The organism is Methylomonas sp. MgM2 (assembly GCF_054172045.1).
The window spans coordinates 1-15,295 of record NZ_JBSYXO010000029.1 but is presented as its reverse complement, the minus strand read 5'-3'; the positions used below and the strand labels follow the sequence as shown (position 1 = coordinate 15,295).

The 15,295-nt window shown below is 50.5% G+C and carries 7 protein-coding genes; all 7 read left to right on the top strand.

Features of this window, described 5'->3' with window-relative positions:
- Nucleotides 1-34: 34 nt before the first annotated feature.
- Nucleotides 35-2,773 (top strand): Hsp70 family protein, encoded by a 2,739-nt coding sequence (locus tag ACW73I_RS17755; protein ID WP_458030769.1) that lies wholly within the window; start codon nucleotides 35-37, stop codon nucleotides 2,771-2,773.
- A 108-nt stretch (nucleotides 2,774-2,881) separates the two neighbouring features.
- A complete protein-coding gene (locus ACW73I_RS17750) occupies nucleotides 2,882-5,923 on the top strand; it encodes an SNF2-related protein (protein ID WP_458030768.1) in 3,042 nt (1,013 codons plus the stop codon).
- A 145-nt stretch (nucleotides 5,924-6,068) separates the two neighbouring features.
- The gene (locus tag ACW73I_RS17745) at nucleotides 6,069-6,665 is read left to right on the top strand and encodes a Uma2 family endonuclease (RefSeq protein ID WP_458030767.1); all 597 of its coding nucleotides are present in this window, start codon (nucleotides 6,069-6,071) and stop codon (nucleotides 6,663-6,665) included.
- A gap of 318 nt (nucleotides 6,666-6,983) precedes the next feature.
- A complete protein-coding gene (locus ACW73I_RS17740) occupies nucleotides 6,984-8,273 on the top strand; it encodes an RraA family protein (RefSeq protein WP_458030766.1) in 1,290 nt (429 codons plus the stop codon).
- A 404-nt stretch (nucleotides 8,274-8,677) separates the two neighbouring features.
- Nucleotides 8,678-10,132, top strand: coding sequence for a tetratricopeptide repeat protein (locus ACW73I_RS17735; RefSeq protein ID WP_458030765.1), 1,455 nt, complete (start codon nucleotides 8,678-8,680; stop codon nucleotides 10,130-10,132).
- 106 nt (nucleotides 10,133-10,238) lie between these two features.
- Nucleotides 10,239-14,117, top strand: coding sequence for a glycoside hydrolase family 99-like domain-containing protein (locus tag ACW73I_RS17730; RefSeq protein ID WP_458030764.1), 3,879 nt, complete (start codon nucleotides 10,239-10,241; stop codon nucleotides 14,115-14,117).
- A 150-nt stretch (nucleotides 14,118-14,267) separates the two neighbouring features.
- A partial coding sequence (locus ACW73I_RS17725) for a flagellin N-terminal helical domain-containing protein (protein WP_458030763.1) occupies nucleotides 14,268-15,295 on the top strand: 1,028 nt, incomplete at its 3' end.

Genomic DNA, 15,295 nt, shown 5'->3' with positions numbered 1-15,295 from the left:
AGTCTTTTATAACAATCGGATTCAGAAGTTTTCAGTGAATAAGCAATCAGCGCAATTTTTAGTCGGCATCGATCTGGGCACCACGCATACGGTCGTGGCTTATGCCGATTCGAATGACCCCGACAAACGCATTCATCTGTTCGAGCTGCGGCAACTGCTGGCTCCCGGCGAAGTCGGCGAGCGGCCTTTGCTGCCGTCCGTTCGATACCATCCCGCGCAAGGCGAATTGAGCGACCAGGTCGGATTTCTGGCGCCGGAAGACGGCGCGGTGTTGGGCGAGGCGGCCAGGGTATTGGGGGCGAAGTCGCAAGGACGTTTGGTGACCAGCGCCAAGAGCTGGCTGTCGCATACCGCGGTCGACCACGGGGCGGCGATTTTGCCTTGGGGCAGCGACGAAACCGTGTTCAAGGTTTCGCCATTGGAAGCCAGCGCCAGTTATTTACGCCATGTGCGCACGGTCTGGGAGCAACGTTTTCCGCAGGCGCCCTTGGAACGGCAAAACGTGGTCATCACCGTGCCGGCTTCGTTCGACGAATCGGCGCGCTCGTTGACGCTGGAAGCGGCAAAAATGGCCGGCATCAACGGCGTACGCTTATTGGAAGAGCCGCAAGCGGTCTGTTACGACTGGCTGCGCCGGCATGCCGGCAGTATTGGAGAGAGTCTGGCCGGTAGTCGTTTGCTGTTGGTTTGCGATATCGGTGGCGGTACCACGGACCTGACCTTGATCAAAATCGAACACGGCGACGGCGAGCCCAAGCTGACCCGTATCGCTGTCGGCGATCATCTGATGCTGGGCGGCGACAATATCGATCTGGCATTGGCGCATCTGGCCGAAAGCCGGCTGCGCGTGGGCGACAAAAAACTGTCCACGGCCGATTTGTCGCAATTGTTGGAGCAATGCCGTATCGCCAAGGAGACGCTTTTGGCCGGCGATGGGCCCGAGCAAGTCAACGTTACCTTGTTGGGTGGTGGTTCCAAGCTGATAGGCGGCGCCCGCAGTACCAGCTTGAGCCGGCAAGAGGTGGCCGAGATCGCGCTCGACGGCTTCTTGCCCTTGTCCGAGCTTCAGGACTTGCCGGACAAGAAACGCAGCGGCGTGGTCGAATTCGGTTTGCCCTATGCGGCGGAGCCGGCTATCAGCAAGCATATCGCCGCCTTTTTACATTTGCATGCCCAGACGGCTAGTTTAGCCCTTGGTGAAGACACGAACGTGCCGGATGCCTTGCTGCTGAACGGTGGCGTGTTCCGCAGTCAAACCATGGTACAGCGGATAACGGCCCTATTGACGCATTGGCGCGGCGGAAAAATACCTCAGGTGCTGGACAACCGTCACCCCGAGCTGGCCGTGGCCTACGGGGCCGTTAGTTATGCGGCGGCGAGGCTGGACAAAAAACTCAAAATCGGCGGCGGCGCGGCGCGTAGTTATTTTTTGTTGATCGACAGCGGTCAAGACCAAGTCAAGCGCGGTGTTTGCATTTTGCCCAAGGGCAGCGAGGAGGGCCAGGAAATATTATTGGCCGACCGCCGTTTTGCCCTGAGGGTCGGCCAGCCGGTGCGCTTTCATTTGCTATCCAGCAGCGGCGATGGTGATTACCGGCCGGGCGACCTGGTCGAACTGGACGATGAACGCTTCCAAAGTCTGCCGCCTTTGGCGGTGGCGCTTGAAGGACGGCAAAAAGCCGAAGTAGCCGTGCAGTTAATGGCGACGTATACCGAAGTCGGCACCTTGCAGTTGCAGTGTGTGGCTGCGGACGATGCCACTCAGCGTTGGGATGTCGAATTTCAGATCCGAAAAAAAGCTTCGTCTCCCGCGAACGCCGATTTACCCGCACAACTGCCGCAGGCTATCGAGAAAATCCAGGCCGTGTTCGGACCCAAGTCCAAGCAGATCGATCCCAAGCTCGTCAAGACCTTGCGCGCCGACCTGGAAAAAGTGTTGGCGGCGCCGCGCGGCGATTGGGCGACGCCGCTACTGCGTGAATTGTTCGGTGCTTTATTGGAAGGCGGGAAATATCGGCGGCGCAGCGAACAACACGAAAGGTTATGGTTGAGTTTGACAGGTTTTTGTCTGCGTCCCGGTTTCGGTTATCCGTTGGACGACTGGCGGGTTGAGCAGTTGTGGAAGCTGTACCCTGAGGGCCTGCAATTCGTCAACGAGAAACAAAATTGGGCGGAATGGTGGACGCTTTGGCGTCGCGTGGCCGGCGGCTTGAGTGCCGAGGCGCAGCAGCGCGTCTTCAATGACATTTACAAATTTATCAATCCGGCCGCGGCGCGCCAGGCCGGCGTGGCTAAGCAAGCGGCGATGCGCGGCTACGAAGACATAGTGAGACTGGCGGCCGCAATGGAACGTTTGCCCGTGGCCGATAAAACCCAGCTCGGCGAATGGTTGCTGAAGCGGCTGGAAAAAGCCGGCGAGCCCGAGCAAAGCTGGTGGGCAGTCGGTCGTGTCGGTTCCAGGATTCCGTTTCACGGCAACCAGCATGACGTGATTCCGGTTGCGGCGGCGGAGAATTGGTTGCGGCAATTATTGAAAGTGGACTGGAAGAAGCAGCCGCAAGCCGGGTTTGCCGCCACCTTGCTGGCGCGCCGTTGTGACGATAGGGTTCGCGACATCGACGACGCGTTACGCGAACAAGTTTTGGACAAACTACGACAGCTAAAGGCGCCGGTGATCTGGCAGGAAATGGTGGCCGAGTTTAAACAGTTGGATGAGCAGCAGGAGAAACAAGTGTTCGGCGAGGCCTTGCCGCCGGGTTTGAGGTTGATATGAAGTTAGCTGCATAGGGGTAAACCTACCCGTATATTAAGAGGCCGATATTTTGGGCTTTCCGAGGTTTCCCGATAGAATCCAAGTATCCCTCAATCATTTTTTGCCGCCATGGAAAACGATATTTATCTCTACGATACCGAGCGCCTGCACAGTATTGCTCCGGAAGACCGGGTCAAACAAGGGCTGATGTATTTCAACGACAACCGGGTCATCGGCGTGGCCTTGGAGAACGACAGGGTGGTGGCCCAGGTGGAGGATGTCAACGATGATCAGTATTGGCTGGAATTATCGGCCGATGACGCGGGGCATTTACAGGTCGCTTGCGATTGTCACCAGGATGCCTCGGTTTGCGTACATGCCATAGCAGCGCTCTATGCCTACGCGGACCAATACGCTTCCATTGAAACCGAGGGCTTGGATAGCGCCGTGGTCGAGGCGATACAGGAACGGGTCAAGAAAGGCCGTAACGAAGTAAAAGTCAAATTGCTCAGCGGCAATTTGGGTTTCGGTACCTGGCAGGCGACTTCTTTGGTGTCGGCCACGCATTGGCAACGCTCCTATCAGGTACAGATTCGCTCGCTGGACCAGCGCGTCAATTATTGCACTTGTCCGGATTTGGCCAGCAATCGGCTCGGCACTTGCAAGCACATCGAGGCGGTATTGCACTATGCCAGAAAACAAAAGGACTACAAACACCTGAAAGCCGAGGGTTGCCCGGTTTCCTTTGTTTATTTGGCGTGGGAATCGGCGACCCGGCCGGTGATTCGTTTGCAGCGGCGCGCCGAGTTAGCCGACGATTTGACCGGCCTGCTGGCCGAATTTTTCAATGAACAAGATTTGTTTGTCGGCCGCTTGCCGGAAGACTTTTTCCGTTTTTCGCAAGCGGTCTATGGACGCGAGGATTTTTTGCTGGGCGATGATGCGATGCAATATGCCCAGCAATGCGCGGAGGATGCGGCGCGGGCGATTCGGGGGCATGAAATCAAGCAAGCGATTCGGCAGAGTAATGGCGTGTTGCCCGGGCTCAGGGTCAAGCTGTTTCCTTACCAAGTCGAAGGCGTAGCCTTTCTGGCGTCGCGCGGACGGGCCTTGCTCGCGGATGACATGGGCTTGGGCAAAACCCTGCAAGCCATCGCCGCCGGTAGTTGGTTGGCCGACAATGCCGCCGTCAAACGCATCCTGATCGTCTGTCCGACTTCGCTGAAGCACCAATGGGGGCGGGAAATCGCCAAGTTTACCGGTCGCGACGTGCAGATTCTGCATGGCGGACCGGATCAACGCGGGGTGCAGTATCGGGCCGATGCCTTATTTTTCATCGTGAATTACGAGCTGGTGTTGCGCGATTTAAGCGTCATCAGCGAAACACTCAAACCCGATTTATTGATACTGGACGAAGCCCAGCGCATCAAAAACTGGCGCACCAAGCTATCCTCCACCGTCAAATTGATACCCGCGCGTTATGTATTCGTGCTCAGCGGTACGCCGCTGGAAAATCGGCTGGAGGATTTATATAGCCTGTTGCAATTGATCGACGCCCGCGTGTTAGGTCCGTTGTGGCGCTGTTTGCTGGATTTTCATATTACCGACGAGCGAGGCAAGGTTATCGGCTACCGCAACCTGTCCGAACTGCGCCGCCGTATCGCACCGGTGGTGTTGCGCCGCGACCGTAGTCTGGTGGCGGACCAGTTGCCGGATCGCACCGAAGTGACGCTGGATATCGCGATGGATGACAATCAACAGGGCTTGCACGACTCTGCTTTGCAAGCGGCGGGGCTGTTGGCGAAAATCGCCAAGCGCAGGCCGTTGACGCCCAGCGAACAAAACCGCCTGATGTCCGCTTTACAATCGGCCCGCATGGCCTGCAATGCGGCCGGTTTGGTGGACAAAGAAACCAAGGGTTCACCTAAACTGGAGGAATTGGCCCGTTTGCTGGACGAACTGTGTCTGCAAAGCAATCGCAAGGCCGTGGTGTTTTCGCAATGGGCCCTGATGACGGAAATGGTGGAAACCATGGTGCGCGGCATGGGCTTGGGTTGCTTGCGCTTGCATGGCGGGGTGCCTAGCCATAAGCGAGGTGAAATGATGGAGCGCTTTCACAGCGACGATGCCTTGCAGATCTTCATTTCCACCGATGCAGGCGGCACCGGTTTGAATTTGCAAGTCGCGACGGCGTTGATCAATCTGGACATGCCGTGGAATCCCGCCATTCTGGACCAGCGCATCGCACGCATTCATCGGCTGGGGCAAAAAAACAAGGTGCAAATTTTCCTGTTACTGGCCGAAGATTCCTACGAACAGAGGGTTGCTCAGTTGGTGAGAGGCAAGCGGGCCTTGTTCGACAACGTCATCGATCCGGAGGCAACGGAAGACACGGTCGGCGTTAGCAAAAAAATGTTGCAGAGCTTGATAGACGATTTGGTCGGTGAGCCGAGCGCGGAAGAGGATGCGGCAAAAGTTGAAAAGGAAACCGAAGAGGTGTTACCGGAAGTTGGGGTGAGCGATGAGCGTCGCCCGGATGTCATCGAAATTGCCGCCGATGAAGACGATGAGGCCGTCCGTCAGGCGGTAGCCGGCATTCAAACGGCGTTTGGCCCGCGCATCGAGCGGGTATTGGCCAAGGCCGGCGGTTTGCTGGTGGTGGTCGGCGAGTGGCGAGACGATGACGAACAAGCCGCTGAAAATTTGTCGACGGAGGGTTTGCCGGTGGCGGTGATCGACGGTCGCACTTGGCGCGGCTTGCAGCGTTTGGGTAGTGCATCGCCGCTAGCGGAAACCCGTACGCTTTTCGAGCCGGCGGTAAGTGAGCAAGTGACGCAAAATCCCTTGCTGAGCCTGGCCGAACAAAAACTAAGGTCGGCCCGGGTGTTACTGGAGCAACAATGTTACGCCGGAGTAATGGATTTACTGGCTTCGGCTTTGTTGGCGAAACTGGCGGGGTTAAACGGCCAATCGCAGGTGCCCGCTGCTACCGAAGCGGCGGCTTGGTTGTACGCGGATTTAATGCCGAACGGTTTGCTTACGGCCGAGCAAGCGGTCAGCATCGTGCAGGTGCTATCCTTGAGTTTGGCAACCAGTTTGCCGGAAGTCTTGATCAGACAGTCGGCCGATGAAGTAGGGGTGTTGTGGGAGAGTTTGATGAAACAGGCATAGCCGGCGGTTAAGTAACAGCTAAAGCGATTGCACTCCTATATTGCCGTTCCGGAGTAAAAAAGCTTTAGTTTTTTTCGGTAAATGTTCACATGGATGGGGTGGATGTAGACGACCATTGCTCTAGTAAGTAGGTAAGGGAGGCGAGATGAAAACAAATACAGCTGTCAATTTTCTGAGCGAAGCAGATTATCTGGCCGGTGAGCGGGACGGCCGATTTCGGCATGAACTGATAGGCGGCCAAGCGTATGCGATGACCGGTGCGAGCGATAAGCATAATAAAATTTGCGGCAATCTGTTTGCGGAATTGCGAAATGCGTTTAAGCAGAAAAATTCACCCTGCACGGCCTATGTCAACGATATGAAGGTCAAAGTTCAACAGGACTTTTTTTATCCCGACGTGATGGTCGTATGCGATTCCCAGGATAAGGAAAACGATTATTACAAAACCCGGCCTATACTCATCGTCGAGGTATTGTCTTCTTCGACGCACCGTATCGATAAAACCGTGAAACGCCAAGCCTACCAATCACTGGAAAGCCTGCAGGTTTACGCGCTGGTTGAGCAAGACAGGGCCGAAATCGAGGTATTCAGCCGGCAAAACGACTGGCGGTCGGATTATTTTTATTTGGGGGATACGGTCGCATTTCAGGCGATCGATGTGATGGTCTCGGTGGAAGATATTTACTATCAAATAGAATCCGAGGATGTTTTGGCTTACTTAAAGGCTAAAGCCGAAGCTTGAAGGAGGAGGGGCTAGGGTGGCGCCGAATTATCCTGCAATCTTACAAAGGGCTGCCGACGGCGTGACCGGTTCCTGTCGCCGCTCAGTGAGCAAGGATTATAAATGCAAGGTACATTTTAATCCGCTAATGTTGTTATCAACAGCATGCACTTTTTACTTTATTCTGCGCAACAACCCTAAAAGGTTTTAGCCTATTGATTGTTGTGTGGCTCCGGGATAATGGGCGGGGCTACATTTTGATGATGTTTTTCGATATTTGAGTGACGCTGCAATCGTATAAAATTTTAAATTGACGACCATTAAATTATCTTGCCACCGATGAAAACTGTAGCCTTTGTTCCCGCTAAGGGAAGTAGCGAGCGCATCCAAAACAAAAACTTAAACGTTTTGGATGGCGAATATTTATTTAAGCGAAAGTTGCGCCAGTTGCTTGAATGTCCCTTGATCGACGAAGTAATACTAGATACTGACAGTGACGAGATTGCGGCTTATGCAGCAGATTTACCGGTCCGCCGCTTAGTACGTCCTGAAGAACTCGCTTCTAATGCCACGGACGGACACGAGCTGTTCGCCTGGGAGTGCGCTCAGGTTCCCGCGGATATTTATATTCAAGCCTTGTGCACGGCCCCATTCGTTTCCGCCGAAACAGTAACGCGCGCTTTAGAGACTTTGTGCGCGTCTTTCGAACAAGATTCTTTAGTCGCGGTGACAACTTCCAAGCAATATTTATGGAAAGACGGAGAGCCTCTTTATGGACGGGGACGGATACCCAATAGCGTCGATCTGCCCGCTACGACGATCGAGGCAATGTCTCTTTATATTTGTCGAGCCTCATCAGTATTGCGGACCGGAAAACGATTCGGATTGCATCCTTTGCTATTTCCGTTGAGCCCGACCGAAGCGATCGACGTGAATTGGCCCGATGACTTGCACTTGGCCGAGCTGATTGCTTCCGGAGTGCGTGCTCAGGAGAACTTGGCTTTAGGTGCCTTGGCGCCCTATATCACTTCCGCTATGTTGTCGGACATTACCCGCGATATGGGCATGAATTTGGCGCTACCCAAAGAAATTACGGGGCGAGGACGTTTTTTCGGTAAAGCGAAGACCTTACTGTTGGATAAGCCCGGGGCAGGACAGGATTGGACAGCGATTTACGATGCGCTGGGCTCATATAAGTTCGTGCGCCCTGGCGATGTTGTAATGGTGGAAAATCGCGTTCCCAACCATGCTTACTTCGGCAACTTGAATGCCCAATTAGCGATGCGAGCGGGGGCGATAGGGGCGGTGATCAACGGTGTCACCCGGGATCGGGAGGATGTTCAGCGTCTGGATTTTCCAGTGTTTTCTCGCGGACATTACTGTGTGGATATCCGCTACGAAGGCGCTGTTCGGGCGATCAATACGCCAATCGAAATCGGCAATGTGCGAATTGAAAGCGGTGATTACGTATTCGCTGATGCTGATGGCGTGATTGTTCTGCCGGTCAAATTGTGGCCTCAAGTTAAGGATCGTGTGTTGAAGAGCATCGAAAAGGAATGGAGAGTCGGTATGTCGGTAGCGTTGGGAATTTCGCCGGAAGATATTTACCGTCAACTAGGGCAATTCTGATTGTTATCGTGCCCAGGGTCATGCAACGATGAACAATTGTATCTATTGTGCGCGACGTTATCGGGTTCTGCGCATTGACAAATATTTAGATGAAAATTCTGTTTTGGCTTGAACCGCATTTCGAACTGGCGCGCCCAGGCGTCATGGTAACCTGGCTGGAATGGTTCGAACGTATTGCTCGCGAACTGGGTAAAACCAAAGGTGGAGTCGATTACCGGATATTGTGTTTGGATTCGGCTCCGGCGCAAGCGCGTGCCGGCATACTCGGTGAAAAAATCGTTTTAGTTTCCCAGAAAGAGCTTCGTGCGGATTGGCGGATTAATGGAGACGCTTTCATCGAGTTAGAACACAAGCGAATTAATGCCGAAACCTGCTCCCGTCTTAGGGAAAGGGTGCGCGCGCGATTGTCCGGATTCGAGCCGGATTTTGTTTTCTTACATAATCAGCAGTCATGGTTGCGCGAGGCTTTTTGTCAGGCACTTTTTATCAACATTGAGCTGAGCTGGGTTTCCCGTCAACCCTTTACTTTCTCCTGGCAGCTGGATATAGCCGGGGCGGGAAAGGGTAGGCTGTTGGCGGAATATCCGAATGAGGTGTTGAGTGGCGTCGTTTCCGATACCGAAGGCTTTGTCGCAGAGGTAAGGCAGTTCGCTAAAAAGCGACTGATCACTCCCGACGCCGAGAATTACGTTAAATCGCTTCGTGAAAAATATCGGGCTATTACTTTGTTACCTCTGGGGATATTTGATCGATTTGACGGATGTACTCCGTTTTTTACGGTGTTGGATAAGTTCTTAAGTGAGCAGTCCGGAGAGAACGCTTTGGTTTTGACTCAACATCCTATTTGGTCGTTATTAAGCCGGGAGCAATGCTCTTACTTGTATGGTAAATATCCTTTTCTGCACGGCGGCAATCACATTGGAAGTCAGCATTTGCTGCCGTGGGCGGATAGTGTGATCGGAGATTTCAGTACAGTTGCAACCCAGGCCTTGCTCTTTAGTACGCAGGTCGTCTCCGTAATGGGCGGTTTGAGCTATTTCCCCCGAGAGACGCCCTTGCGTAATCCGTTGGTCGATGTGCTCGTCAACGCCGACGAGTTGACGCGGAGTAAGATGTTGTACTGGTTGCTGCTACATTACTTGGTGCCGGAAGATCGAATGTTTGACGGTGATTGGTTATACGATTTTCTCCAACGAGCACACGCGGCAAACCGAGCGGGACAACCGTGGGCTGCCTACTCAACCCGGATTTCAAAACGAATGGATTGGGAGGACTACCGTACGAATGAGGGAAAAGTCGACCCGCTCGGTCTGAACCGCCAAAGTAATAGCGGCGGTCAATCGGAAACAAATCTCACCGGCAGTCGAGCTGGCGCCATACAGCCGGATTCCGCGCCTTGTATCCCCGAATCAAATATAAATGATAAGACTATACAAGAGGAGGAAAAACGCGCGGAAGATACTAAAGCGTATCAGAAGGCTGCCAAATTTCTTGAAAGCGGTGACGAGAAAGCGGCGTTTGTAATACTAAAGAAGCTGTTTGAAGAAGGAACCGAATGTTGGGGAGTTTACGATGAGCTTGCCGCTATTGCAGTAAAGCAAGGCGAAATAGATTTTGCTAAAGAATTATTGCGTTTAGCGATTGAAAAACAAACAAAGCCAGGCAAAACTCGTTTTAATTTGGCCAATATTTTAGCGGCGCAAGAAGAATACGATTCTGCCCTCGAAACGCTGAGCCCTTTGCTGCGTTCTTGCCCTAACGATTATGACGCATTGAATTTAGTGCGAGAGATATTAGGTAAACACGGTGAGTTGTCAAAAATCGCATGGGCACGCTTGTTGGCAGACTTACGCGCCTGATAATTATGCCTGTGTGCCGAATCAAGATTGATGGTGGGGGAATTCGTCAATTGCTAATCGCTAACAGAATTTATTTATAACCGAATATCAACTAGCTCCAAAGGTTATGAAGGATATAAAAGACTATGCAATAGCCCTTTTTGAAAAGTACGTAAACGATATGTACATGGCGAGTTTTTCGGAATCGAAAGACTATGTGCCGTGGAGTCATAACGAAGCACTATCTCACGGGCCGCATGATATTAAATTGATTGCGTTTTATCTGCCCCAATTTCATCCGATTCTGGAAAATGATGAATGGTGGGGTAAAGGGTTTACGGAATGGACAAATGTAACCAAAGCTGTACCGCAATTTGTAGGGCATTATCAGCCGCGTTTACCGGGTGAGCTTGGGTTTTATGATTTAAGATTAAAGGAAATTCAAAAAAGGCAAATCGAAATTGCTAAAAATTATGGGGTTTACGGTTTTTGTTACCACCATTATTGGTTTGGGGGAAAGAAGTTATTGGAACGTCCTTTCCAGCAAGTGCTTAATGATCCGGATTTAGATTTGCCTTTTTGTTTGTGCTGGGCAAACGAGAACTGGACTAGACGTTGGGACGGTTCCGAATCGGAAGTTTTGATCGGACAGGTTCATTCGCCGGAGGACGATTTAGCTTTCATTAGAGATATCGAACCCGCGTTTAGAGATGAACGATATATAAGGGTGAACGGCAAACCGATATTGATAGTTTATAGAGCGTCCCTATTACCGGAGCCAAAAGAAACGGCGAGACGCTGGCGGGATTATTGCCGGTCGTGCGGTATTGGGGAAATATATCTTATAGCGGCAAAATCGTTTGAAATCACTTCCCCTGAGCCATTCGGTTTCGACGCTGTTGTCGAATTCCCGCCCCATGGTGCAATAGCGCCATTAATCCATCCGCAGCTTCGTTTTATTAGAAATGATTTTGCCGGACATGTTCATCATTATTCAGAGCTGGCTAGGTACTTTCAAGATTTCGTCGAATATCCTTACAGGACGTATAGAACGGTTGTTCCTTCTTGGGATAACCAAGCAAGACGGCCCAAAGGTGGGGCTATTTATCACGATTCTACTCCCGAGCTTTATGCTGAATGGCTTAAACAGGCGTGTTTGCATACCGAAAAAATAGCCGGAAGCCGCGACAAATTCGTGTTTGTAAATGCCTGGAATGAATGGGCCGAAGGTGCGTATTTAGAACCGGATAGGCGGTATGGCTACGCATATTTGCAAAAGACATATCAGGTATTAACGGATATCAAGGAAGGAAACTTAAACGACGCAATGGATCTTAAGCCTATTCGGTTTTATAAGGGGCCTTATCAAGTATGGCTGGAGGCTCAATCGCGAGCGAGAATCGATGAGGCTTGTTATTATGAAGCAAATAATTTAAGTAGCGATTCTTTACCGATTCATTTTTTTGTCAAATGCTCATGCGCGGAATTTCCGTTTTTAGCCGATACGCTCGATAGCCTTTCGGCACAGATCAGTGATCAATGGACTTTAACAGTATTATCTGACACGGATTGTCCCGATAGCTTGTTTTATGAAATCGACGCATTGAACTGGGAAAAATATGACGGCGATTGGGGGAGTTACTTTAGCAATCTCGGGAAAGATATCGAACTGAATTGGGTGCTGGTGTTTGAAGTGGGCGTGCGCTTCGAACCGTATTTTGTCTCCTTGGTGCGCCGATATATTAATACTAATAAGTATTGGCGATTCATATATTTCGATGAAGATATTGTGGATAATAACGGCTACTATAAGGATCCTAAGTTTAAGCCAGAATTAAATGTTGATCTTCTTTTTTCTTTTTCTTATATCGGGTCGAATTGTTTGATTGATTTCAAATCGATAAAACATGCGGGTCGTGCATCGATCGATTGTTATGAATGGGCCTTAAATATTCTGGAGAAAGACGGAGAAAAAGCGATCGGCCATATCGCAGATGTTTTGATTCATGTTCCGGAAGGGCGAATCGGCGATATTGATTTAAATAGGAGAAAGTCCACGCTCTTAAAATATTTGACTCATGGCGCTTCTATTCATGATGGTTGGTTAGATAGTACTTTGAGGATTAAATACCCGTTAGTTCGGCAGCCGTTCGTTTCAATAATTATTCCGACCAAAAATAGGGTGGATTTATTAAAACCATGTGTTGAAAGTATCATTGAAAAAACGAATTATAGTAATTATGAAATAATCGTAGTTGACAACCAAAGCGACGAAGACGAAACCAAGGCTTATTTAAATGATATTGTAGAAAGCTATTCTGTAAAGGTGATTCGCTATGATAAGCCGTATAATTATGCATCAATAAATAACTTGGCGGTGGAATATGCAAAAGGCGAATATATCCTCCTTTTAAATAATGACACTCAAGTTATTCAAAGTGATTGGCTTGGCGAAATGCTGAGGTTAGGGGAAAGAAGTAACGTCGGCATTGTTGGGCCTAGATTGGTTTTTTTGAATCAGCACATTCAACACGCGGGAGTGGTGTTAGGAATGGGGGCTTTCGGCGTGGCCGATCACCCCAATATCGGTCGTCCCATGCTAGATCCGGGCTACATGGGGAGAGCGCAAGTAGCCCAAAATTTTTCGGCCGTTACCGCCGCGTGTTTATTGATTAAACGAGGCTTGTATCTGCGGGTTGGAGGATTGGATGAAGAAAAATTTAAGGTACTCTTCAATGATGTTGATCTATGTCTAAAGGTTAGCCAGCTAGGATACAAAATTGTTTGGACGCCTTTTGTAACGCTGGTGCATCATGGTTCGAGTTCCATTAAACAGGAAAAGGCAAACCAGGAAAAAATTGATCGGGCGAAGCAAGAAGCGGACAACATGTTGGAAAAATGGCTGCCTCAATTAGCCGACGATCCCGCCTTTAATCGTCACTTGAGCTTAAAACATTTTGACTTTCAACTAGAAACAAAAACCCATGCTACATGGAACGTCGATTTTCACGACAAACCTCGCGTGCTGGCGTTTCCGGTAAACGAATCGGGAGTTGGTGAATATCGGATTCGTTCTCCGTTACGCGCTTTAACTAAGGCGGCCATGATACAAAGCAGCTTGTTGCCGAACCACGGGGAGATGATTATTCCCGATGTTGTTGAAGTGGAACGCGCTAAACCCGATGTATTGTTTTTACAAAATGCCTTTGCCGACCACATGCTGGAGGCTTGGGGGAGATATCGTCGGTTCAACAATACATTCATGATTTATGGGCAAGATGATTTATTGTATTCGTTGCCAAAACAACACCCTAAACAAGGTCAGTGGCCCAAGGACGTTCGGCGCCGATTAAAAAAAATGATGCAAACTGCGGATAGAGTGATCGTAGCCAATGAAGTTTTGGCGGATGAGTTTAAAAAATTTAACACCAATGTCATCGTAGTACCTAACTATCTGGAATCGGATCGTTGGTTATCGTTGCAGTTGCCGGAAAAATTGCCGATGGGTAAGCCGAGAGTTGGTTGGGCCGGCGGAGTTGAGCATCAGGGGGATTTGGAGCTTATTATTCCTTTGGTAATAGCCCTGCATAACGAAGTGGATTGGGTTTTCATGGGCATGTGCCCGGATCTATTGCGGCCGTATATAAAAGAATTTCAAACCGGCGTGCCATTTCAGCAGTACCCGCAAAAATTGGCCGCTTTGAATCTTGATCTAGCCATTGCACCGTTAGAGCATAATAAATTCAACGAAGCCAAGACGAATTTACGTTTGTTGGAATACGGTGTGTTGGGATGGCCGGTTGTCTGTTCCGATATTCTTCCTTATCGAAACGCACCTGTGACTCGTGTTCCAAATAATCCTGATCATTGGGTTCGCGTAATAAGGGAAAAAATTCAAGATCCGGATAATTTGCCGCAAGAAGGTCAAATTTTGCGGCAATGGGTCATTGATCATTACATTTTGGAAGATCATCTGGAGCAATGGTATCAAGCGTTGACGCCATAGACGAAACTAAAGAAATGGTGACAAATAATTGACGAATTTGATATTGGATAAAATATCAATAAAAACATGCGGTTAGAGTTTATTATTGTTGGCATGTGATTTGCTTTTGGGTTTTTGTAGAGATCAAAACTCAAGTTAAGGGGAAAAATCATGCCACAAATAATCAATACAAACGTCATGTCGCTTAATTCTCAACGGCAATTGAACCGTTCTCAAGTCGGCTTGCAAACTGCAATGGAAAGATTGTCATCCGGCTTGCGCATCAATAGTGCCAAGGACGACGCTGCGGGTTTGGCGATTGCCGATAGAATGACGGCTCAAATTAGAGGCGTTAATCAGGCGACCAGAAACGCTAATGATGGTATTTCCTTGGCTCAGGTTGCCGAGGGTGCGCTGCAAGAGTCTAGTAACATCTTGCAAAGAATGCGCGAATTGGCGGTCCAATCGGCCAACGATACCAACTCGGCCAGCGATCGCGCCAGCTTGCAAAAAGAAGTTAACCAATTGCAGCAGGAATTGGACCGCATCGCCACCACTACCAGTTTTAACGGCAAGAACGTATTAGACGGCACTTTAAGTTCGGCAGTTTTTCAAATCGGCGCCTATGCTAATCAAAGCATCGCGGTGAGCATTGGCAACGCGCAAACCAATAGCATAGGCGTCAACAGAATCAGTTCGGCCACCACGGCTTTTACCCCCGTGGCGGAAACGGCCTCAGGCACGTTTGCGGCCAACAACTATGCTAATGGCACCTTGACTATCCAAGGTTCATTCGGCTCTGCCGACGTGGCTGTCGCGTCAGGTAGCGATACGGCGAAAACCGTTGCCGCGTCTATCAATAACGTTGCCGACCAAACCGGGGTTCAAGCCACGGCGATAACCAATGCCGTGCTTCAGAATGCATCGGCCGATGGCACCTATAGTTTCGTGCTGGAAGGCTCTGCCAGCGCGACGGTATCGGCTTCGGTGACGGGTGGCAGCCTCAGTGGAATAGCGGACGCCATCAATGCGGTTTCCGGACAGACCGGCATTACCGCCAAATACGACAGTGAAAACAACGCCATCGTGCTGAATAACCAAGCCGGCGAAGACATTAAGATCGCAGACTTCAGCGGTGCAGGCACCTTGGAAATGGACGGTTTGGACGCGACAGGGGATATCGCCACGGCCTCTGGAAG

What these genes read in the sequence shown, in the direction of transcription:
- ACW73I_RS17750 (WP_458030768.1), top strand. Translation starts at nt 2,882, where the DNA reads ATGGAAAACGATATTTATCTCTACGATACCGAGCGCCTGCACAGTATT.
- ACW73I_RS17745 (WP_458030767.1), top strand. Translation starts at nt 6,069, where the DNA reads ATGAAAACAAATACAGCTGTCAATTTTCTGAGCGAAGCAGATTATCTG.
- ACW73I_RS17740 (WP_458030766.1), top strand. Translation starts at nt 6,984, where the DNA reads ATGAAAACTGTAGCCTTTGTTCCCGCTAAGGGAAGTAGCGAGCGCATC.
- ACW73I_RS17730 (WP_458030764.1), top strand. Translation starts at nt 10,239, where the DNA reads ATGAAGGATATAAAAGACTATGCAATAGCCCTTTTTGAAAAGTACGTA.